This is a genomic window from Chitinophaga sp. (genome assembly GCF_035761305.1).
In the GTDB taxonomy this organism is placed as follows: Bacteria; Bacteroidota; Bacteroidia; order Chitinophagales; family Chitinophagaceae; genus Chitinophaga.
On the sequence record NZ_DASTRI010000095.1, the window covers coordinates 1 to 20,838 of the forward strand.

General features: G+C 51.6%; 17 protein-coding genes. 7 read left to right on the forward strand and 10 right to left on the reverse strand.

Annotation, left to right across the window (positions count from 1 at the left end):
* The first annotated feature begins 176 nt into the window (after nt 1-176).
* The 5 genes from nirD to VFS25_RS08605 all read left to right on the forward strand — a co-directional run bounded on the left by nirD (nt 177) and on the right by VFS25_RS08605 (nt 8,426).
* The gene (gene nirD, locus VFS25_RS08585; protein ID WP_326461719.1) at nt 177-560 is read left to right on the forward strand and encodes a nitrite reductase small subunit NirD; all 384 of its coding nucleotides are present in this window, start codon (nt 177-179) and stop codon (nt 558-560) included.
* Nucleotides 561-649: 89 nt separating this feature from the next.
* A complete protein-coding gene (locus tag VFS25_RS08590; RefSeq protein ID WP_326461720.1) occupies nt 650-2,008 on the forward strand; it encodes an alginate export family protein in 1,359 nt (452 codons plus the stop codon).
* 20 nt (nt 2,009-2,028) lie between these two features.
* Nucleotides 2,029-3,336, forward strand: coding sequence for an MFS transporter (locus VFS25_RS08595; protein ID WP_326461721.1), 1,308 nt, complete (start codon nt 2,029-2,031; stop codon nt 3,334-3,336).
* A 78-nt stretch (nt 3,337-3,414) separates the two neighbouring features.
* The gene (locus VFS25_RS08600; RefSeq protein ID WP_326461722.1) at nt 3,415-6,945 is read left to right on the forward strand and encodes a molybdopterin-dependent oxidoreductase; all 3,531 of its coding nucleotides are present in this window, start codon (nt 3,415-3,417) and stop codon (nt 6,943-6,945) included.
* The gene (locus VFS25_RS08605; protein WP_326461723.1) at nt 6,942-8,426 is read left to right on the forward strand and encodes a rubredoxin; all 1,485 of its coding nucleotides are present in this window, start codon (nt 6,942-6,944) and stop codon (nt 8,424-8,426) included. Before VFS25_RS08600 ends, VFS25_RS08605 begins: the two co-directional genes overlap by 4 nt.
* Here VFS25_RS08605 and VFS25_RS08610 read toward each other — a convergent pair.
* The 9 genes from VFS25_RS08610 to VFS25_RS08650 form a co-directional block, all read right to left on the reverse strand.
* The gene (locus tag VFS25_RS08610) at nt 8,413-9,306 is read right to left on the reverse strand and encodes a Nif3-like dinuclear metal center hexameric protein (RefSeq protein WP_326461724.1); all 894 of its coding nucleotides are present in this window, start codon (nt 9,304-9,306) and stop codon (nt 8,413-8,415) included. The two genes, VFS25_RS08605 and VFS25_RS08610, sit on opposite strands and share 14 nt — an antisense overlap.
* Before the next feature lie 189 nt (nt 9,307-9,495).
* The gene (locus VFS25_RS08615) at nt 9,496-10,170 is read right to left on the reverse strand and encodes a response regulator transcription factor (RefSeq protein WP_326461725.1); all 675 of its coding nucleotides are present in this window, start codon (nt 10,168-10,170) and stop codon (nt 9,496-9,498) included.
* Complete coding sequence (locus VFS25_RS08620; protein WP_326461726.1) at nt 10,167-11,987, reverse strand: histidine kinase; 1,821 nt, start codon at nt 11,985-11,987, stop codon at nt 10,167-10,169. Before VFS25_RS08620 ends, VFS25_RS08615 begins: the two co-directional genes overlap by 4 nt.
* Before the next feature lie 48 nt (nt 11,988-12,035).
* Nucleotides 12,036-12,749: an urea ABC transporter ATP-binding subunit UrtE gene (gene urtE / locus VFS25_RS08625; RefSeq protein WP_326461727.1), complete on the reverse strand. Its 714-nt coding sequence runs from the start codon at nt 12,747-12,749 to the stop codon at nt 12,036-12,038.
* Between the two features lie 4 nt (nt 12,750-12,753).
* Nucleotides 12,754-13,509: an urea ABC transporter ATP-binding protein UrtD gene (gene urtD / locus VFS25_RS08630; protein WP_326461728.1), complete on the reverse strand. Its 756-nt coding sequence runs from the start codon at nt 13,507-13,509 to the stop codon at nt 12,754-12,756.
* Nucleotides 13,490-14,575 carry an urea ABC transporter permease subunit UrtC gene (gene urtC / locus VFS25_RS08635; protein WP_326461729.1) on the reverse strand — a complete coding sequence of 362 codons (1,086 nt, stop codon included), beginning with the start codon at nt 14,573-14,575 and terminating at the stop codon, nt 13,490-13,492. Before urtC ends, urtD begins: the two co-directional genes overlap by 20 nt.
* A gap of 31 nt (nt 14,576-14,606) precedes the next feature.
* Entirely contained in the window at nt 14,607-15,635 is a 1,029-nt protein-coding gene (gene urtB, locus VFS25_RS08640; RefSeq protein ID WP_326461730.1) for an urea ABC transporter permease subunit UrtB, read from the reverse strand.
* A 72-nt stretch (nt 15,636-15,707) separates the two neighbouring features.
* A complete protein-coding gene (gene urtA, locus VFS25_RS08645) occupies nt 15,708-16,982 on the reverse strand; it encodes an urea ABC transporter substrate-binding protein (RefSeq protein WP_326461731.1) in 1,275 nt (424 codons plus the stop codon).
* 50 nt (nt 16,983-17,032) lie between these two features.
* On the reverse strand, nt 17,033-18,382 hold the full coding sequence (locus tag VFS25_RS08650; protein ID WP_326461732.1) for a hypothetical protein: 1,350 nt from the start codon (nt 18,380-18,382) through the stop codon (nt 17,033-17,035).
* Nucleotides 18,383-18,800: 418 nt separating this feature from the next.
* Between VFS25_RS08650 and VFS25_RS08655 the strand changes: the two genes are divergently transcribed.
* Nucleotides 18,801-19,670, forward strand: coding sequence for an NmrA family NAD(P)-binding protein (locus VFS25_RS08655; RefSeq protein WP_326461733.1), 870 nt, complete (start codon nt 18,801-18,803; stop codon nt 19,668-19,670).
* A gap of 68 nt (nt 19,671-19,738) precedes the next feature.
* On the forward strand, nt 19,739-20,131 hold the full coding sequence (locus VFS25_RS08660; protein ID WP_326461734.1) for a VOC family protein: 393 nt from the start codon (nt 19,739-19,741) through the stop codon (nt 20,129-20,131).
* 3 nt (nt 20,132-20,134) lie between these two features.
* Here VFS25_RS08660 and VFS25_RS08665 read toward each other — a convergent pair whose 3' ends face one another.
* Nucleotides 20,135-20,710: a dihydrofolate reductase family protein gene (locus tag VFS25_RS08665; protein ID WP_326461735.1), complete on the reverse strand. Its 576-nt coding sequence runs from the start codon at nt 20,708-20,710 to the stop codon at nt 20,135-20,137.
* Between the last annotated feature and the right edge of the window lie 128 nt (nt 20,711-20,838).

Below are 20,838 nucleotides of genomic sequence, written 5' to 3' on the forward strand. Positions count from 1 at the left end.
AGTAGTGGAAAACCCCGAGCTGCGCAAACGCTTTTCGCACTTCATAAACGCGCCCGAAGAAAAAGATCCTACCGTAAAATTTGAAACCCTGCGCGAGCAGAAGAAAGCTGCCAACTGGACCAGATAAATGAATAATGAATAGTTAATAATTAATAATTGATCAAAATCCTTTTTGTATGTCATTAAATAACACAGCAACCATTACCTGGTTCTTTGCCTGCAAAGTAGAAGATGTGCCGGCCAACGGCGGCGTATGCGTGAAGTACCTGGATGAGCAGATTGCTTTGTTTCACTTTCCCCGCCGGGGCGAATGGTATGCCACACAAAACCTTTGCCCTCACCGGCAGCAGATGGCCCTGAGCCGTGGCATGACAGGCACACAGGAAGGCGAGCCCAAGGTAGCATGCCCCTTTCACAAAAAAGCATTTTCCCTGCTGGACGGGCGCTGCCTGTCGGACGACACGGAATGCAGCCTTACCACCTACCCGGTAAAGATTGAGGATGACCGCGTATACATTGGCATTGCAGGCGGCCGGGAACCAGCAGCTGTAATGGCATAGCCATAAAATATGAAACCCGGCAGCTGGCAGGCTGTCGGGCTTCTGACTTTAATATGATTGGCATCACATCTAAAATCAACCAAAGGTACATGAAAAAATTATTCATTGGAGGGCCGTTGCTTTTAGGCGCATGCTGCTATCAGCCCTGCCTTGCCCAGCTCTCCGTAAGCGCGCAGCTGCGAACGCGCACCGAGCTGCGCGACGGCCAGGGCACCCCGCTGCCTGGCAACGCAGATCCCGCCGTTTTCACCTCCCAACGTACCCGTTTCAGCGCAGGCTTTACCACTTACCGCATACGGCTGGGCCTAACGGTGCAGGATGTACGCGTTTGGGGACAGGACGCTTCTACCATTAACCGCACCACCACCGCCAATAACAACGGCCTGATGCTGCACGAAGCCTGGGCAGAAATATTACTCACAGATACTACCTTAAAACAGCAAAGCCTGCAGCTGAAAATAGGCCGGCAGGAGCTGGTATATGACGACAGCCGCCTGCTGGGCAACCTGGACTGGCTGCAGCAGGGCCGCCGCCACGATGCCGCTGTGCTGAAATATGAGCGCAGCAGCTGGATGCTGCACCTGGCCGGCGCTTTTAACCAGGACAAAGAAAACGCCGCCAACACCATTTATGACCCTACCCCGCCGGGCAACTATACCGGCAATACAAACGGGGGCAGCAACTACAAAAGCATGGAGTTTGTATATGCGGGTAAAAAGCTGGCCAAAGGCAATGTGTCATTCCTGTTCCTGGCCGACCAGTTTTCCCGTTACCATACAGACACGGTGAACAATGCACCGGTAAAAACCTGGGAAGGCCCCACCTATAACCGTATGACCACGGGCCTTTATTTTAATAACACCTTTCAGCGCGTAACGCTTACCGCCGCAGCCTACTACCAGTTTGGCAAAAATGCTGATGGCCTTCAGCTGAACGCCACACTGCTTTCCGGCGCATTCCAGTATGCGCTTACCGGCACATTCAGCGCCGGCGCGGGAGTGGATTATACTTCCGGCGGCAGCAACGGCAACACCAGTCGTGCCTTTGACCCGCTGTACGGCACGCCGCATAAATTCTGGGGGTATATGGATTATTTCTACGTAGCCAGCGGGTTTGGCAACCGCGGCCTGCAGGACTATTACGTGAAAACAAAATGGAAACCCGGCAGCAAATGGCAGGTAAACGCCGATGCACATACTTTTTACAGCGCCAGCGCTATTCCTGCTGTAGCCGGCCAACCGGCGCCTGCCCGGCGTTTTGGCACAGAGGCCGACCTCACCGCTGCTTTTGCGCTTACTTCCATGATAGGCTTTGAAGGCGGGTACAGCCACTTCTGGAACACCAATAGCCTTACAGGCCCTGGTGTAAAAAATGTGGCCAACGCACAAAGCAATAGTAACTGGGCATACCTGGCGGTAAGTATACGCCCTGCTTTCCTGTTTAAATAACCACCATTAAAAAAAATATTATGTCCGGCATACCAACTGCACAACCGCTGCAAAAAATAAAAATCTTCAGCCTGGGAACGCTGCAAATGCGCACCTTTCACCTTACCTGGCTCATGTTCTTTGTATGCTTTTTCGGCTGGTTCGGGCTGGCGCCGCTGATGCCTACCATCCGCGCCGACCTGGGGCTGAGCAAAGCGCAGGTGGGCAACATTATTATCGCATCTGTTTCAGGCACCATCATTGCCCGGCTGATCATAGGAAAGCTATGCGACAGCTGGGGACCGCGCAAAACCGCGGTACGCCTGCTGCTGGCAGGCTCCATACCGGTATTCCTGGTAGGCCTTTCAAAAGATTATACCACCTTTTTACTGTTCCGTTTAGCCATTAGTGTTATAGGCGCTTCTTTTGTGGTAACACAGTTTCATACCTCCATGATGTTTGCCCCCGGCATTAAAGGCACCGCCAATGCCATTACTGGCGGCTGGGGCAACCTGGGCGGGGGTGTTACCAACATGGTGATGCCGCTGATATTTGCCGCTATTGTTGGTTTTGGCTACACCAAAACCGAAGCATGGCGCTATGCCATGATAGTACCCGGCATCATGATGCTGGTAGTAGCTCACCTGTATCATCGCTACACTAAAGACACTCCTGCTGGTAACTATGAAGAAATCGGATATACCGCCGGCAAAGCCAGCACAGACTGGTCGGTGCTGGCCGACTGGCGCCTGTGGGCGCTGACCATGGCCTATGCCATGTGCTTTGGTATGGAGATCACTTTTGACAATATAGCTTCGCTGCATTTTGTAGACAGCTTTCATCTTTCACAAAGCAGCGCCGGTTTCTGGGCAGGCGTGTTCGGGTTCATGAACCTGTTTGCGCGCGCCCTGGGCGGCATTGTATCTGACAAAGTAGGCGCCAGGGCCGGTATGAAAGGTAAAGGCCGCCTGCTGGCGCTGATGCTGCTGCTGGAAGGCAGCGGGCTGCTGCTGTTTGCGCAGGCAGGCTCGCTGGTGCTGGCCATTATTGCCATGCTGGGCTTTGCGCTGTTCCTGAAAATGGCCAATGGCGCCACTTACGGCATTGTGCCATTTGTAAATGAAAAAAATGTAGGGTTAGTGAGCGGCATTGTAGGCGCAGGCGGTAACCTGGGCGGCATGCTGTTCGGCTTCCTGTTTAAATCGGAAAGCATTACTTACGTACAGGCGTTTACGTACATCGGCTACGTTATTATTGCCGTATCTGCAGTAGTAATGTTCACCAGCTTTGCAAAAAGCAGCGTTACCCAATCTGCGCCTACGGGCCGGCCGGTAGCGTTGGCGGAATAATTTTTTAACCGGGGGGCTCCTGGAACTACATTTATGATTTTTTACATCCAAAAGCGCCCCTCTTAACTGAAAACATGCATGCCGGCATCTTTTAAAACTACCTGTTGTTATTGCGGTGTGGGCTGCGGCATAGTTGTGCAGCAGAACAGGCAGGGTAAGCTGGAAGTAAGCGGGGATAAGGAGCACCCGGTAAACCGGGGTATGCTGTGCTCTAAAGGTATGAACCTGCACTATACCGTAATGGACACCAGCGACCGGCTGCTGTACCCCGAAATGCGCTACAACAAGCAGCTGCAGCGCCAGCGCGTAAGCTGGGAGCAGGCGCTGGAACGTACCGCCGCTGTGTTTAAAACCATTATTGCGCAGCATGGGCCGGAGGCCGTAGCCTTTTATGCCAGCGGCCAATGCCTTACTGAGGAGTATTATGTGATCAATAAGCTGGTAAAAGGTTTTATCGGCAGCAATAATATAGATACCAACTCCCGCCTGTGCATGAGCAGCGCTGTTGCCGCCTACAAAATGGCCCTGGGGGAAGACAGCGTGCCGGTATGCTATGATGATATTGAGCTGGCCGACTGCATTTTTGTAGCCGGCGCCAACCCTGCCTGGTGCCACCCCATTTTATGGCGGCGCGTGGAAGCTGCAAAAGCCGCCAACCCTAACCTGAAAATTATTGTAAGCGACCCGCGCGCCACGCAAACCTGCTCAATTGCCAATGTGCACCTGCAGCTGCGCCCCGGTACCGATATTGTGCTGCACCACGCCATTGGCCGCCTGCTCATAGAGAACGGCCAGGTAGATGCCGCTTTTGTACAGCAGCACACAGAAGGGTTTGAAGCTTACCGGGAAACGGTGATGCAGCGCAGCATTACCGCTGCTGCCGCCGTTTGCGACGTGCCTGAAAGCGCCATACGCGAAGCTGCCGCTTATATCGGACAGGCCAAAGGCTTTATTACCATGTGGACCATGGGCCTGAACCAAAGCACCGTGGGTGTGCATAAGAACCTGAGCCTGATAAACCTGAACCTGGTTACCGGGCATATAGGTAAGCCCGGCAGCGGCCCCTTTTCCCTTACCGGTCAGCCCAATGCCATGGGTGGCCGTGAAGTAGGCGGACTGGCCAACCTGCTGCCGGCGCACCTCCTGCTTAACAACCCCGATCACCGCGCGGCTGTACAGGCGTTCTGGAACAGCAATCCTATATCGCCCAAGCCAGGGCTAACCGCCACGCAAATGTTCACCGCCCTGAATGAGGGCAAGCTGAAAGCCATCTGGATCATTGGCTCCAACCCGCTGGTAAGCCTGCCGGACGTACGCATGGCGGAAGCCGGGCTGCAAAAGGCGAAGTTTGTAGTGGTGCAGGAAATATCCGGCAAGCCCGAAACCCTGCGCTATGCCGATGTAGTGCTGCCTGCCGCCGCCTGGGCGGAAAAAGAAGGCACCATGACCAATGCAGAACGGCGCATCAGCTACCTGCGAAAGATAACAGACGCGCCGGGTCAGGCGCTGCCGGATGCCGAAATCATTTGCCGTTTTGCACAGCATATGGGATTTAACGGCTTTTCCTACCATTCATTTGCGGAAATATTTGACGAGCATGCGCGCCTTACCGCCGGCACGCATATCGACATCAGCGGGCTGAATTACAATATACTGCAGGCAAAACGCAGCGTGCAATGGCCCTACCCTGCCCAGGCCCACAAAGGCACTGCGCGGCTGTTTACAGACCATCTTTTTTATACGCCATCCGCCAAAGCCATCATACATAGTTTTGAGGATAGCAGCCATCCGGTTGCCGGGGACGATACCCATCCGCTGATACTCACCACCGGCCGCATCCGCGACCAGTGGCATACTATGAGCAAAACCGGCAAGGTAAACCGGCTGAAGCAGCATATATCACAATCTTTCCTGGAAATACACCCCGATGATGCACGGCAGCGCCATATTCAGCAGGACGATGTAGTGGAAATATTCAATACTAACGGCAACGTACGTGTGAAAGCGCGCCTGAGCAGCACCATCAAAAAAGGCGTGGTGTTTTTGCCCATGCACTGGGGTAAAATACTGCAAAACGATTTGCACCGCGCCAACAACCTTACGCATAACCGGGTAGATCCTATATCCGGCCAGCCCGACCTGAAATTTGCGGCCGTACAGGTACAACGCTACCGCAAGCCGGTGCAGAAAATTGTGATCATAGGCGCCGGAGCAGGCGCCAGCGGCTTTGTGCGCGCCCACCGTGCGCTGAACACCACCGATGAAATAGTGGTTTTCAGCAAGGAAGACCAGCCCTTTTACAACCGGGTAATGCTGCCGGATTACATCAGCGGCACCCAGCACTGGGAACAGCTGGTGAAAATGACGGATGCGGAAGAAGCAGCCCTGAACATTACGCTGCACCGCGGCGTAAGCATAACGCATATTGACCGCGCGCACAAGGTATTAACAGACAGCCGGGGCCATACCCATACCTATGATGTGCTGATACTGGCCACCGGCAGCCGCGCCGCTACTTTAAAAGACACGCCGCCCCTGAAAGGCATTTTTACCATGCGCAACCGGCACGATGCCGATGCCTTTACCGCTCACCTGCAGCCCGGAAAAGGCAAGGTGCTCATAGCAGGCGGCGGGCTGCTGGGCATAGAGCTGGCCGCCTCCCTCCGTGAAATAGATATAGACGTTGCCGTTATACAGCGCACCTCCCGCCTCATGGACCGGCAGCTGGATGCGCTGGCCAGCCAGCTGCTGTATGAGGAGCTGACAGACCGCGGCATTGAAATACTGTACAACGATGAGGTGGAACGCTTCATAGGCCTGCACGAACTGGAAGGGCTGCAGCTCAAAAGCGGGCGGCAGATAGCCTGCCAGGCTTTTGTAGCCACCATAGGCACTGTGCCTAATATTGAGCTGGCGCAGGCCTGCCAGCTACCCTGCAAGCGCGGTGTGGTGGTAAATGAATACCTGCAAACCGCCGACCCGGATATTTATGCAATCGGGGAAATAGCGGAATTTAACAGCACCCTGTATGGTATTACCGCCGCGGCAGAACAGCAGGCAGGCGTGGTAGCCCGCTACCTGAACGGCGACATCAGCGCCTGTTACCAGGGATCTGTATTCATGAACATATTAAAGCTGCACGGCACCCAAATTGCCTCACTGGGCATGGCGCATACCCCGGACGATCCGGCGTATGAAGAGGTAGTGTTTATTGATAAAGCCAAACGTTACTACAAAAAATGCATTATCCATAACGACCGGCTGGCAGGCGCCATACTCATAGGCGACCGTGCTGAGTTCAACGAATTCAGGGAGCTGATGCAAAACAATATGGAGCTGAGCGACAAGCGCCTGGAGCTGCTGCGCTCCGGCAAAAAGCCCGAACCGGTAATAGGGCCGCTGGTATGCGCATGCGGCAATGTAGGGGAAGGCAACATCTGCAATAAAATAAAGGAAGGGCATACCACGCTGGAAAGCGTGTGCAGCGCGTCCGGCGCAGGACAGGGCTGCGGCAGCTGCCGCCCCGAAGTACAGGCCATACTGGAACACACCCTTAACATACCCGCGAAAACAGCTAAAAAACAACCTGAAAAAGTATTAAGCGAATGAGCCGGCGCATACACACCATATATATCAATTTTACAGGCGGCATTATTTCACCCGGCCACCTGCACGAAACGTTGCAGCTTGCCGCGGCAGCCGGCGTAACAGATGTACGCCTGGGCCTGCGGCAGCAATTGCTGATGGATATACCGGCCAGCCACTTTAAACAGTTCAGCGAACAATGCGAACAGCAGGGCATTGCCTTTCATGAGCAGGAAACAGCAAAACCCAACATTACCAGCTCTTACCCCGGCGCCGGCATTTTTATTACAGACGGCTGGCTGAGCGAAGGCGTTTACAAAGATGTATTTGACCTGTTTGACTATACGCCTGCCTTAAAAATAAACATCTGCGACAGCCGCCAAACCTTTGCGCCTTTGTTTACCGGGCATATAAACTGGGTAGCTGCCGCGCATGCCCATTACTGGCACCTGTTCATTCGCCTGCCGGGCACCGATCAGCTGCTGCCCTGGCCCGAGCTGGTTTATACCAACCACATTGCCCGGGTAAGCCGTTGTATAGAAGCCCTGCTGCAAAACGGCATCACAGATGTTAATAACCTGCACGTACAAACGAAAAATAAGCTGGAATATACCGGCCGCCCCGGGGCCGAGCTGGCGCTGCCGCCGTTTTACCTGCCCTATTATGAGGGTTTTAACCGGTACCAGAACGGTTACTGGCTGGGCATTTACCGGCGGGATGAAAAGTTTCCCCTTTCCTTTTTACAGGAGCTGTGCGCTATTTGCCTGGAAACCCGCACCGGCCAGCTGTATGCTACATCATGGAAAACCATTATCATTAAAAATATAGACCCTGCCCACCGCCATTTGTGGGATTATGTGCTGGGCAAATACCGTATTAATGTGCGGCATGCCGCCAATGAGCTGAACTGGCAGGTAGAGGATAATTCTGAAGACGGGCTGATATTAAAGCGCCACATTATCCGCCACTTTGATGTGGCGGATGTGCGCACCTACGGGCTTTGCTTTAGCATACGCATGCAGGGCACCACCGGGCACTTTGGCTCGGTAGTAATACGCCGCCAGGAAAGTAAGTACAGCAGCAAGCTCAAATACCTGCAGCGCTATGATATATTGTACACGCCTGGTTTTAACCCCAACACAGCCACCCTGCTGCTGTACCGGGAAGAGGTGGCCAAAGAGCACCTGGGACCTTACCTGGTATCGCTATGCAAAGAGTTTTATGAGCAGGGCAGCGCCACCAATGCCCTGCAGGCTTTTGTGAGCAGCCGGCAGGCTACCATAGCTGCGCCGCTGCCCGATAAAAAGGTGCACCAATGCCGGCAGTGCCTGAGCGTGTATGATGAAACGTTAGGAGAACCGGCGCAGGACATTGCGCCGGGCACACCTTTTGAAAGCCTGCCGCCTCATTTCGGGTGCGCGCTGTGCGGCGCACCGGCAAGCTGTTTTAAGGAGATCAGTGAAAAAGAATTAGGGGTTGCAGCATCTTCTGCTACACCCAGGTGAACGGGCTTTCTGAAGGCACATGCGCTACCGGCAAACCCGGTACTTTAGGACGCAGCCAGTTTACCAGCCACTCCATGCCCGGCTCCTCACTTACGCAGTGGCCCAGCACCACCAATGCGGTTTTAGCACCCAGCTGCCGCGCATCGCGCACATATTCCGCTGTTTCCCATTCATGTACTTCGCCTACGATCAGCACATCGGGCTTTTCCTGCTCCAGCAGGGATATTTGCGCCTGCCCGCCGGCTGCCCCGGGCATTAATGCCACGCGCAAGCAGGGCTGCTGCATATCGCCAATAGCCCTTACATACGGTATATTTAATGTTGTTTTCAGGTGGCCGGTAATTTCCCGCAGGCTTTGCGACGGCATTTGCAGCACACGCGAACCCGGTTTGTAGTATTGCACCCAGCCGGCTTTTTTCAGCACGCCGTAGCCAATACCATCGGGCTTAACAGCATGCCAGTAATCGTGAAAACGCCACACCGTAATGTTATGCTTTTCCAGCAATGCCTGCTTTTGCTTTACTACTGCGCTGTTGGGTACGTAGTTCACATCGTCCTGGTGGTTATAGAAGGTAGGTTCATGCGCTATAATAAAGTTGGCTTTACGCCGGGCCGCTTCCTCAATTACCTGCACAGTGGCAAACATGGTGGTAACAATGCCCGCAACAGGCTGGCTCATGCTGCCGCTTTTAATAGTATCAACCGTTGTTTTAAAAGGCGCGCCGGGCACCTCTTTCAATATAGTGTCTATCACCTCTTTAACGGTGTATTTACGCGGCTGCTGGCCCATGGCCGCACCGGGCACCTGCAGCAATGCAGCAGCTGCGCCGGCTTTGAGGGAGTGCGCTATAAAAGCTCTTCTGTTAAAATTGTTTTTCATACGGGAAAACTTTTAGATAATTACGAATTGTCAATTACGAATTATGAATGGAGCGACGGTTGATTGAATATTATTGAATACCAGGATGGGCGGTGCTTTTTTTTTGCTGTAAGGCATACATATTCCGGTAGCACATCACCGCTGTAACTACATCTCCCAACTCGTAATTCGTAATTGACCATTCGTAATTTACTTAATAATCCCGTTCTCTTTACAGAAGGTAAGCACCTCCTCCATATTGCCGGCCTGGAACTTGCGCAGGATGTTAAGCCGGTGCGCTTCTACCGTGCGCACGCTTACATTCAGCGCCTCTGCTATTTCCCGGTTGCTCAGGTCATCGTCTATCATTCTCAGTATTTGCTCCTCCCGTTTTGAAAGCGATATTTCCACGCTGGCCAATGCTTTGTGGCCGGATGTTTTTTGCAGGTCCTGGTATTTTTTTACCAGCACATCTGAAACATCGCCTATAAAATAAAACCGGCCTTTGTGCACCGTGCGGATGGCGTTGAGGAATATCTTGTTGCTGGTGTCTTTTAAAACATAGCCGCTGGCGCCCATTTCAAGCGCTTTAGCCACATAATCCGGGCTGTCGTACAGGCTAAAAAACAGCACCTTTCCCTGGGGGTGCTGCTTTAAAATGGCCTGGCTGGTTTCTATGCCGTTAATGCCCGGCATGCGAATGTCCATAATAATTACTTCCGGGGTTACAGTGTTCAGCGCCTGCATGGCTGTTTCGCCATCGCAGGCCTCTCCTACCACTTCCATATCCGGTTCACTGTCTATCAGCTGCTTCAGCCCGTTCCTGAATATTTCATGGTCATCTACCAGGAAAACTTTTATGTGCGTGTGCGTGGTTATTGTCATACCAAAGGAATTTCCAGTTGAACAATGGTGCCTTTGCCGGGTTGCGCATCCAGGCTAAAAGTGCCGCTCAATAGCTCTGCGCGCTCTTTCATGCCCCGTATGCCATTCATTTTCCTGGCAAGATTTTTTAAATGCAGCTGCTGACTGTCGAAATAAAAACCTTTACCGTTATCCTTTATCACCAGGTTCAGGTAATGGTTAGCAGTATCAATAAATATTTCAACCCGCGATGCATACGAATGTTTGATCACGTTATTAAGCCCTTCCTGCAAAATGCGGTACACGCTTATTTCCAGCTCTCTTGACAGCGGCCCGGATTGTATGTTGGCATCCAGCCAAAAATCTATTTTACGGTTGGCATCCTTACAGGTGCTCACCAGGTCTTCAATGGCCGGGAGCAGGCCAAAATCTTCCAGCACGCTGGGCATCAGGTCGGCGCAAATGCGCCGGGTTTCCGTAATCAGCTTTGCCAGCATCATGTTTACCATGGCTACTTCAGGGTCGGGTGTACCAGCACGGTCCTGTATCTGCTCCAGCTTCATACGTACGCTCGTAAGCATTTGCCCTATACCGTCATGTATCTCTGCGGTGATGCGCCGGCGCTCTTTTTCCTGGCCGTTGATGATGGCGTACGACTTTATTTTTTGTTCCGCTGCCTCGCGCCGCAGCTTGTCTTCCATCAGCAGCTGGTTTTCGCGCTCCGCGTTCTTGCGGTTGGTGATATCATTGCCTATGAGCAGGTACTGGTATAGCTTACCGGCATTGTCAAACACCGGTATCAACGTTACATCCAGCCAAAATCCGGCGCCGTCGGAGGCATAGTCGAATATTTCATCCTGCCATACCTCCTGCTGTTTTTTGGCGTCGCGTATGTGTTCATAGATCACGCTTTCCGGCCCGCCGGTGTTGTTATAGAACACCTGCCTGCCGCGCAGCTCCAGCATGGAGTAGCGGGTAACATAGCAGTATTTATCATTCGCATATATGATTTTTCCCCCGGGATCTGTTTTTACCAGGTAGGTAGCTTTGTCCAGCGCATAGTTCATTTCCCGCAGCTCCTTGTACGACTCTTCCATGCGGGTATTCGCCTCCTGTAATTCTTCCGACAGCTGCTTGGCTCTTTCCTCAGATGATACTAAGCCTACCACTACTTTTTTTATGTGAATGGCCAGCGGATAAAAAATAAACACGGCTTCCAGGGCCAGGGTTAACAGCACAAGCGCCAGCATCAGGTAATCGATCTGTTTCAGCTGGCCAATGCGTTCCTTGGAAAAGCGGTCATAGTCAAACACAATCAGCTCCATACCCAGCAGGTACGACTGCTCATAATCCAGTATGGTTTTTACATAAGGGCGTATAAGCTCGGGCCGGAAGGTTTTGGCGGTGTCCAGCACTGCAACAATATGCTCGGCCGCGTTCATCATTTCCTGCCGGGGATGGCTGATAAGCTCAAACATGGTTTTTATCTCCTCCATGTTATCTGCAGGCAGGTTCAGGAAACGGCTGCCTATTTCCAGGCCTTCCTGCGCCTTTTCCCATTGCTTGAGCGTATTTACAAATTCCTTGCGGCTGATATCATACTCATATCCATACTCCAGCATCAGCGCTGTTTTGCTCAGCGTTTGGCTGTAGGTGCGCAGGCGGGCTGCGAAATTAATAACATGCGAGTCGTCCATAGACCGGTTGAGGTGCTGCTGTATTCTTACCTGGCTGGCAATGGACAGCACCGCTATAAATGTTAAAGCAATGCCATACCGGATGGTAAAGTGCTTAAAAAGCTTACTGCCTTCTGATATGATCGTAAAATCACTTTTCATGCTAAACGGATGCTTAAAACATTCAACGCCGGCCTGTACTGCCGCCGGCTATACGGCAATATGCTCCTGCAGCTCCTGGAAATCAAAAGTGGCTGCGCTGCCTTCCTTTATCATTCTGCCTCTTTCCATAAAATAAAAGTAGTCGGTTACATGCCTGGCAAAATCTATCTTCTGCTCTACCAGCAATACGGCCATGCCCTTTGTAGTTACCAGCCGGCGCAGGATGTCGCCTATTTCAATGGCAATAGACGGCTGCAGCCCCTCCGTGGGCTCATCCAGCAGCAGCAATGCAGGCCCGCTGATAAGCGTGCGCGCAATAGCCAGCTGCTGTTGCTGCCCTCCGCTGAGGTTACCGCCGGCGCGGCGGCGGAACTCTTTAAGAATGGGAAACAGGGTGTAAATTTCTTCTTCTGTCATGCGCGGCTTGTGGTCCGGTGTGGCTTCCAGGCCCAGTAGCAGGTTTTCCTGCACGGTAAGCTTTGGAATAATTTCCCGTCCCTGGGGCACATATCCTATGCCGGCGCGCGCAATCTTATAAGGCGCCTGACTGGTAATGGGCCGCCCTTTGAGCAGCACCTGCCCCTGCCGCGCCTTCAGCAGGCCCATAATGGTTTTCAGCAGGGTGGTTTTACCTACGCCGTTACGGCCCATAACGGTAGTAACAGTGCCTGGCTGCACTTCCAGGTTTACGCCCCATAAAATGGTGCTTTGGCCATAAGCGGCAACAATATCATTTACCTGCAGCAGTGTTGTTGGCTCCATATAATTATAATTTTTCCAGCTGCGCATTGGCCCTGCCCAGGTAGCAGTCAATTACCCGCTGGTCGTTCTTTACGGTTTCAAAAGGACCTTCGGTCAGCAGCTTGCCGTTTACCAGCACGCTTACCAGCCTGTTGGCAATTTGCTTTACAAAATGCATGTCGTGCTCTATTACAATTACGCTGTGCTGCCTGGACAGCTCCAGCAGCAGCTCCCCGGTTTTTTCCGCTTCCTGGTCCGACATGCCGGCGGCCGGTTCATCTATCAGCAGCAGGCGCGGGTCCTGCAGCACTACAATGGCTATTTCCAGCCACTGCTTTTGCCCGTGCGAAAGGGCGCCGGCGGGCCGGTGCAGCGCTGCTGCCAGCCCAACCCTTTCCGCCATGGCTTCAATTTTTTCTTTGCAGCCCGCAGGCATTTTCCTGAACAATGCGCTGAACACATCTTTTTTCATACGGGTAGCCAGCCACATGTTCTCAAATACGGTAAGGCCGGGAAATACAGACGGCTGCTGAAATTTGCGGCCTATGCCCAGCTCCGCTATCTGCACTGCTGTTAGCCCGGTTAAATCATGACCGTTGAACAGGATGGCGCCTGTATCGGGTTGTGTTTTGCCGCACAGTATATCCATGAACGTTGACTTACCTGCGCCATTAGGGCCTATGATCACGCGCAGCTCCTGCTCTTCCAGCTGAAAATGCTGCAGGTGCAGCGCCTGCACGCCGCCAAAAGCAACGGCCAGGTCATTTACTTCCAGTAGCATATCTTTCCGGGTTTGTTTTAATGCCAATGCCCGCGCCTATCTTTTCCAACAGGCCCAGGAAACCTTTATCAAAATACAGTACTGTTAATATGTACAGCAGGCCCAGTATGAACAGCCATCCCTGCGGAAATACACTGGTAAAGTAGCTGTACACACAGTTCACCAGCAGTGCGCCTATGACTGCGCCTTTGAGGTTACCGCGGCCACCCAATGCCACCCACATCAGCATTTCCACAGACGCTCTTACATCCATACGGCCCGGCGTAATAATGCCGGTTTGCGGCACGTACAGCATGCCCGCCAGTCCGCCCAGCATAGCCGCCATCACAAAGGCAGCCAGCTTGTAATGCAGCACGCGGTAAGCTGTAAAGCCCACCCTGGCCTCACTGTCGCGGATAGCCTGCAGCACCTTGCCGAATTTGGAATGCACCATTTTATAACAGGCCCAGTAAGAAAGGCATAACATGGCCAGTGTTACCAGGTACAATCCCAGCTTTACATGAGGCTTGTACAGGTCAAAGCCCAGGAGGTTTTTAAACCCGGTGAGGCCGTTGGTGCCGCCCAGGTTTGTTTCGTTGCGTAAAAACAGCAGGTACATGGATAGGGCCAGCGCCTGCGTAATAATAGCCATGTACACGCCTTTGATACGGCTTTTGAATATAAAGTAGCCTATTATAAAAGCTACTGCAGCAGGCACCAGCAGCGCCAGCACAACAGCAGGCACCAGGCCATGGAAAGGCTGCCAGAACGCGGGCAGCACGGTAATGTCATTCCAGGTCATAAAGTCGGGCAGCGCCTGCCCCTGCAGGGCGGTGGCTTTCAGCAGCAGGTGCATGCCTATGCAGTAGCCGCCCAGGCAAAAGAAAAAGGCCTGGCACATAGACATAATGCCGGTGTACCCCCAGATAAGATCAATGCCTAAAGCAGCAATGGCAAAGCAGCAATACCTCCCCCACAGGGAAATACTGTTGATGGACACCCATCCCAGCATATTCCCCACAGGTAAGACCACTGCAAAAAACAGTATAAATAATATGTTAACCAGCTTGGCAGGCTTTAACTGCATGTTGTGTAATTTTTAATTGAATAAGGTGTTATCAATCCGCTGCTGCCCGGCCTTTGTCGGGGAAAATGCCGCGTGGCCTGAACTGCATGAAAATCATGATAAGCAGCAGTATCAGCACTTTGCCGTAAACCGCTTCAAAAAACGCTTCCAGCACCTTTGAAAAAATACCGATGCCCAAACCGGCTGTAATGGCGCCCAGCAGTTTGCCTACGCCCCCTATTACCACGGTGAGGAACGCATCTACAATATAGGTTTGCCCCATGTCCGGCACTACGTTGCCTATCAGCGTCATGGCGCAGCCAGCCAGGCCCGCCAGGCCGGAGCCTATGAAAAAGGTAACAGCATCTACCCGCCGGGTATTGATGCCCAGGCAGGCGCTCATGCTGCGGTTTTGTGTTACGGCCCGTATCTGCATGCCCAGGCGTGTAGCCGTTAACGTATAATGCACGGCCAGCAGCACTACAACAGTAAGCCCAATAATGAATAAACGGCTATACGGCAGCACCAGGCCGGGCGTAACCTGCCAGCCGCCGGCCAGCATTTCAGGCAGCTTTACGGCCGTAAGGTCGCCAAACAGGGAGCGGGCCGTTTGAATAAGTATAAGGCTCACCCCCCAGGTGGCCAGCAGGCTTTCCAGCGGCCTGGCATACAGGTGGCGGATAATAAGGCGTTCCAGTAAAAGCCCCGCCAGGCCGGCTGTAACAAACGACAACGGCAATGCGGCTATAAAAAACCAGTTATTGCTATGCACATGCAGCACATTGGTGAACAGCAGCTGCACGCTGTAAGTGGTATAAGCGCCTATCATCAGGAACTCGCCGTGCGCCATGTTAATAACGCCGGCCAGTCCATACACAATAGCCAACCCCAGCGACACCAGTATGAGAATGCTTCCCAGGCTGATACCGCTGAACAGGTTCTGTATATAGGTGCCGCTGCTGTCCGTAGCAATGCGTATTGCAAAAAAAAGAACCATGCCGGCCAGCAGCACCGGCCATACCCACCTGGCGCCTGCCTGCTTTCCGCTTTTTATTCCATTGATCTTTAATAGTAACTCCATCAGCGCAACAATTAAAAGCAGGGCAGCACTTATAAGCATTGCTGCCCGCTGTTTCCGAATAGTATTGGATGTTTATTTTTTAGCAGTCAGCGAAAAGAAGGGCTGCGGATCAATCAAGCCCTGTGTTTTCCAGATAACGCTAAACTGCCCGTCGGGTTTAATTTCCCCGATCAGCACAGGCTTGGCCAGGTGGTTTACCTTCTCATCCATTTTTACATTGCCTGCGGGGGAGTCAAAGGTTAAGCTGTGCAGGGCGGCCCTAACCTTATCCACATCAAAAGAGCCGGCTTTTTCCGCGGCTTTGGCCCACAGGTACACATCGGTATAAGCCCAGCAAATAGGATCGTCGGTTACTCTTTTGGCACCGCCGGGTAAGTTCTTCTTTTCACAGAAAGATTTAAAAGCAGCTACAAACTTTTTGTTTTCCGGTATGTCAATTGACTGGTAATAATTCCAGGCAGCCAGGTGGCCTACCAGGAACTCTGTGTCCATGGCGCGCAGCTCATCTTCTGCCACGGAAAAGGCCATAATAGGACAGGTAGCAGCGGTAAGGCCCTGGTTGGCAAACTCTTTATAAAAAGGAATATTGGAGTCGCCGTTGATGGTAGACAGCACACAAGCTTTACCGCCTACTGCAAACTTCTTGATCTTTGATACAATGGTCTGGTAGTCCTGGTGATGAAACGGCGTGTATTCCTCAACGATATTCTCTTTTGGAATGCCTTTGGAAAGCAGGTATGCCTTCAGGATTTTGTTGGCTGTGCGGGGAAACACATAATCGGTACCTAAGAGGTAAAACCTTTTATAGCCGCCGCCTTCAGCGCTCATTAAATAATCTGCCGCAGGTATCAGCTGCTGGTTGGGCGTAGCGCCGGAGTACACTACGTTCTTAGAGCTTTCCTCCCCTTCGTACTGTACGGGATAAAACAGCAGGCCGTTATTTTCTTCAAACACCGGTAATACGGATTTGCGGGATACGGAGGTCCAGCAACCGAATACTGCTGCTACTTTTTTATCAATCAGCAGCTCCTTTGATTTTTCGGCAAACAGGTCCCAGTCAGAAGCCGGGTCCACGATAACGGGCTCAATTTTTTTGCCCAGCACGCCGCCGGATGCATTGATCTCATCTACCGCCATTTGCACCGCATCCTTCAGCGATACTTCAGAAATAGCCATGGTACCGCTCAGGGAATGCAGCACGCCAATTCTTACGGTGTTGGCAGCCGCAGAGTCGCTGCTGTTTTCTCCTTTGGATGCAGCGGAGTTACAGGCCGTAGTAAACAGTAGCGCAGCGCCGGCCAGCAGGAACAGGGTTGATTTGAATGCGAAAAAAATTTGCTTATACATGATATAATAAGTTTTAAAAGTTTAAATGGAATTATAAAGACAAACGGGCGTTAGAAAATGAAGAACTGCAGCTGTGCCCATACCTGGCCATATGTTTTTTTATCAAAGTTGCTGCTTTCTCCGGCCACGTTATAGGTGCGCGCTATGTATGACAGGCGCAGGTTGGTGCCCAGCGCATTGAAAAAGTAGTTAATACCGCCACCCCATACTGTGCTGGAGTTGAACTTATTAAAGCTTTCCACTGCAGTACCCGCAGTTTGCGCTGCTTTTGCGGCTATATGCTGGTTTTCAAATTTTACCCAGGGTTGCAGCTTAGCGGCTTTAAAGTAATAGCCCAGCTCCGCGAACTGCACGGTTTGCGCAGGTATCAGACCTGCAAAGGAATATTTCGACAGCGTATCTGTACCGCCGGTCATGTACTGGAACGCGCCGCTGAAAGTAATAGAGCCTTTATCTGTTACGGGATGATCAATAAACAGGTCGGTGCTCAGGTTGTAGTAACTGCCCTGGGCATCGGCGCCTATGCCCCAGGTAAGGGTTTTGCCTTTACCCAGGTTAGTGCCGGCATAATAAAAATCCTTTTCAGGATCCAGGAAGCTGTACGCCAGGCGGCCTACTACCCTTACCGGGCCTTTACCATCGATATTGCGGCCGGTAAAAGCGCCTACACGATATTCAAACTTATCGTTCGCTAAAAAGCCCCGCGTGTTAATACCCAGGTCGCGCCCGAAGTTGCCCTGCAGCGGGCTGCCGGCAAACAGGTTATACGGGTATTGGAAGTAAGAGAAGTCGTTAGCCATTAAGCCTGCAGCGCCCTGTAAACCGTTACGGTTATTGGAAACGAGCTGCTGGCCTGCAATTACCTGGAAAGCTTCGGAGAAGTTATACTGGAGCTGCGCATCCAGTATGATGGGCGATACCTTCACATTCTTGGTGCCGTCGGGGTTAGGGCCGCCGATTGCGCTGGGAATATCTGTTTCAAAAAAGAAGCTGGCTTTGGGAGTGAGCTGCCCTCCTACGAGCACACGGGCACGGTACAACGTAAAGCTCTTGCTCCAGCCGGAAGGTTCAGCAGCGGTGTGCGGTGCGCTAAAACCATCCTGCCCGGCGCCGGCAAACATGTGAACAATAGCGCCTACCTGCACGGATGGCTTAAAAGGTGTATTGTCCTGCAGGCCTTTACGGTTAATGTTCAGGTAAGCGTACTTACGTAAGTTGGCAAAATCCGGTATTTCCGGTAAAGGATTATGGGCTGTTTTGAAGGTTTCAGCAATGGAAGAGTCGGCGGGCAGGTGATGGCCGGTTACAGGTGTTTTTTTGCCGGGAGGATTTTCGTAAGCGGCATAGGCAAACCCGGTATAAGCCAAATGAGCAATGAGAAACAGGCAACAGACTTTCATAGTCCTTGAGTTTTGATTTTGGCGATAATGTATGTGGTTGTCGCGCTAAAAGTACGTAAGTAACATTCAAATTACCAAATAGTATATATGTATATTTTTTATTAAAATGTGTAAATATAAATACTGTTGTTTCTTTTTATATTATATTAATATATTTATAATATATTGAAGCTGTCGTTTAGAAAAGGGATATACCTACTTGGTTATTAATAGTTTAATAATAAAATTTAACTTAAAACAGGATTTTAACCATTAAATGCCAACAGGTATAAAATAACGGATTTTTGGCAGGCACCCTTCAATCAAATTATCAAAAATGCATATATGGCGAAGCATAGTCTATGTAAAAAAGGCAACGCTTCGGTACTCCCGGTGGTATAGTATTTGTTTTCACTCCTGCTCACCAAAACAGTCTTTTATGCACATTATATTAGGCGCAACCGGCCGTGTGGGCGGCGAAGTAGCGGCACAGCTGGTGTCAAAGGGTGAAGCAGTAGTTGGAATTTCCCATAGCCGGGAAAAAGCGGCAGCATTGAAGGAAAAAGGCATGGATGCAGCAATAGCAGATGCCAGGGATCTCACTGCTTTGCGCACGGCCTTCCGTGGAGGCACCGCCCTGTTTATTATTACGCCTGAAACCGGGCAGGAGCAGGATGTGCTGGCAGAAACCCGGCATATACTGGATAATTACAGGGAAGCAGCGCAGCAGGCGGGCATTCAGAAAATAGTAGGCATTTCCTCCATGGGCGCACAATATGAAAAAGGCACCGGTAACCTGCAAATGTCGTACATGCTGGAACATGCATTTGAAGACCTTCCTGTTACACAAATATTCATACGCCCTGCTTACTATTACAGCAATTGGCTGCCGTACCTGCATACAGTAAAAGAAACAGGCGTGCTGCCCAGCTTTTACCCGGCCGGCCAGCGTATTTCCATGATAGCGCCTGCAGATGTAGGACGGTTTGCCGCCACGGTAATGACGGCCGATGAAGATAAAAGCACGCTGTACGAAATTGAAGGCCCACAGCAATACACGCCGCAGGATGTTGCGGATGCCTTTGGAAAGCTGTTGAACAAAACGGTAACAGTACAGCAGATACCCAAAGCAGCATGGGAAAAAACACTGGAAAGTATGCACTTCTCACCCGACGCTGTTAAGAATTTTGTAGAGATGACGGAAGCCGTGCTCGATGGCCGCGCAGCGCCGGAACGTAATGGCATCGGGCAGGTAAAAGGCCGTACCAGCCTCGAAGCTTATCTGAAATGTGCGATCACAACACCGTAAAATCCAAATTCACTCAAAAGTATGAAGGCATATACGCTGCTTACGCTTAATTTGCGCATAAAAAAACCATGCAAAAAATTACCACGTTCCTGATGTTTGAAGGCCAGGCAGAAGCGGCCCTGAATTTTTATATCAGCTTGTTCAAAGACTCACAAATCATCAGCATTACCCGTTATGGTCCGAATGAACCGGGTACAGAAGGCTCGGTTATGCATGCCACCTTTTCCCTGAACGGACAGCAGTTTATGGCTATTGACAGCAACGTGCACCACCAGTTTACCTTTACACCCGCTATATCGTTATATGTAAGCTGCGAAACGGAACAGGAAATTGATACATTGTTTGCGCAGCTTTCTGCCGGCGGCAGTGTATTAATGCCTTTAAGCCAATATCCTTTCAGTAAAAAATTTGCCTGGGTAAACGACCGTTTCGGCGTATCCTGGCAGCTTAGTTTAGCGTAACCCTTACTCTTTCATAGCCGCGGTTTCCGGGCGATAGCTGAGCGCTACCACGCCACTGTCAAAGTGTTTGTAATGCACCAGCACCAGGGGCCTGTTAACCGTAAAAACATCCGCGGAGAACAGGCGTTTCCCATGGCCTGCCAGCATAGGCTGCACCAGGAAACGGTATTCATCTATCATTTCCCACTGCGCCAGGGAAGCGGCCAGCCCCGGACTGCCGGGCATTACTATATCCTTGCCCGGCTGTTGTTTAAGGGCGGCAATGGCAGCTGCTACATTGTCTTTTACCAGCGTAGTGTTCTTCCAGCCGGCCTGCTCCAGGGTGGTTGATACCACCACTTTGTGAATGTCGTTGACCAGGTGGGCAAACTCATTTTCTGCCGGTGTGGCGCCGCCTTTTTCCGCTACCTGTGGCCAGTAGCTTTCAAACAGCTGGTAGGTGTTACGGCCAAACAACATTGTATCTGACCGTTTTACCACGTCATTGGCGTACAGGTGCAGCTCTTCGTCTGCAATAACGGAGCGGTGGTCGCAATACCCGTCGGGGGTTACGTTCAGTAGTAAAATAATGTTTCTCATGCCCGGTTGTGCACAAATTCTGCGCCTAACATTATGCAATAACGTAATGATTGTCAGCACAACAACCGGCAGCCTTCAGCTGTTTTATGTGCTGCGTTGGCAGATCGTATTAAACTTTATACCTTGCC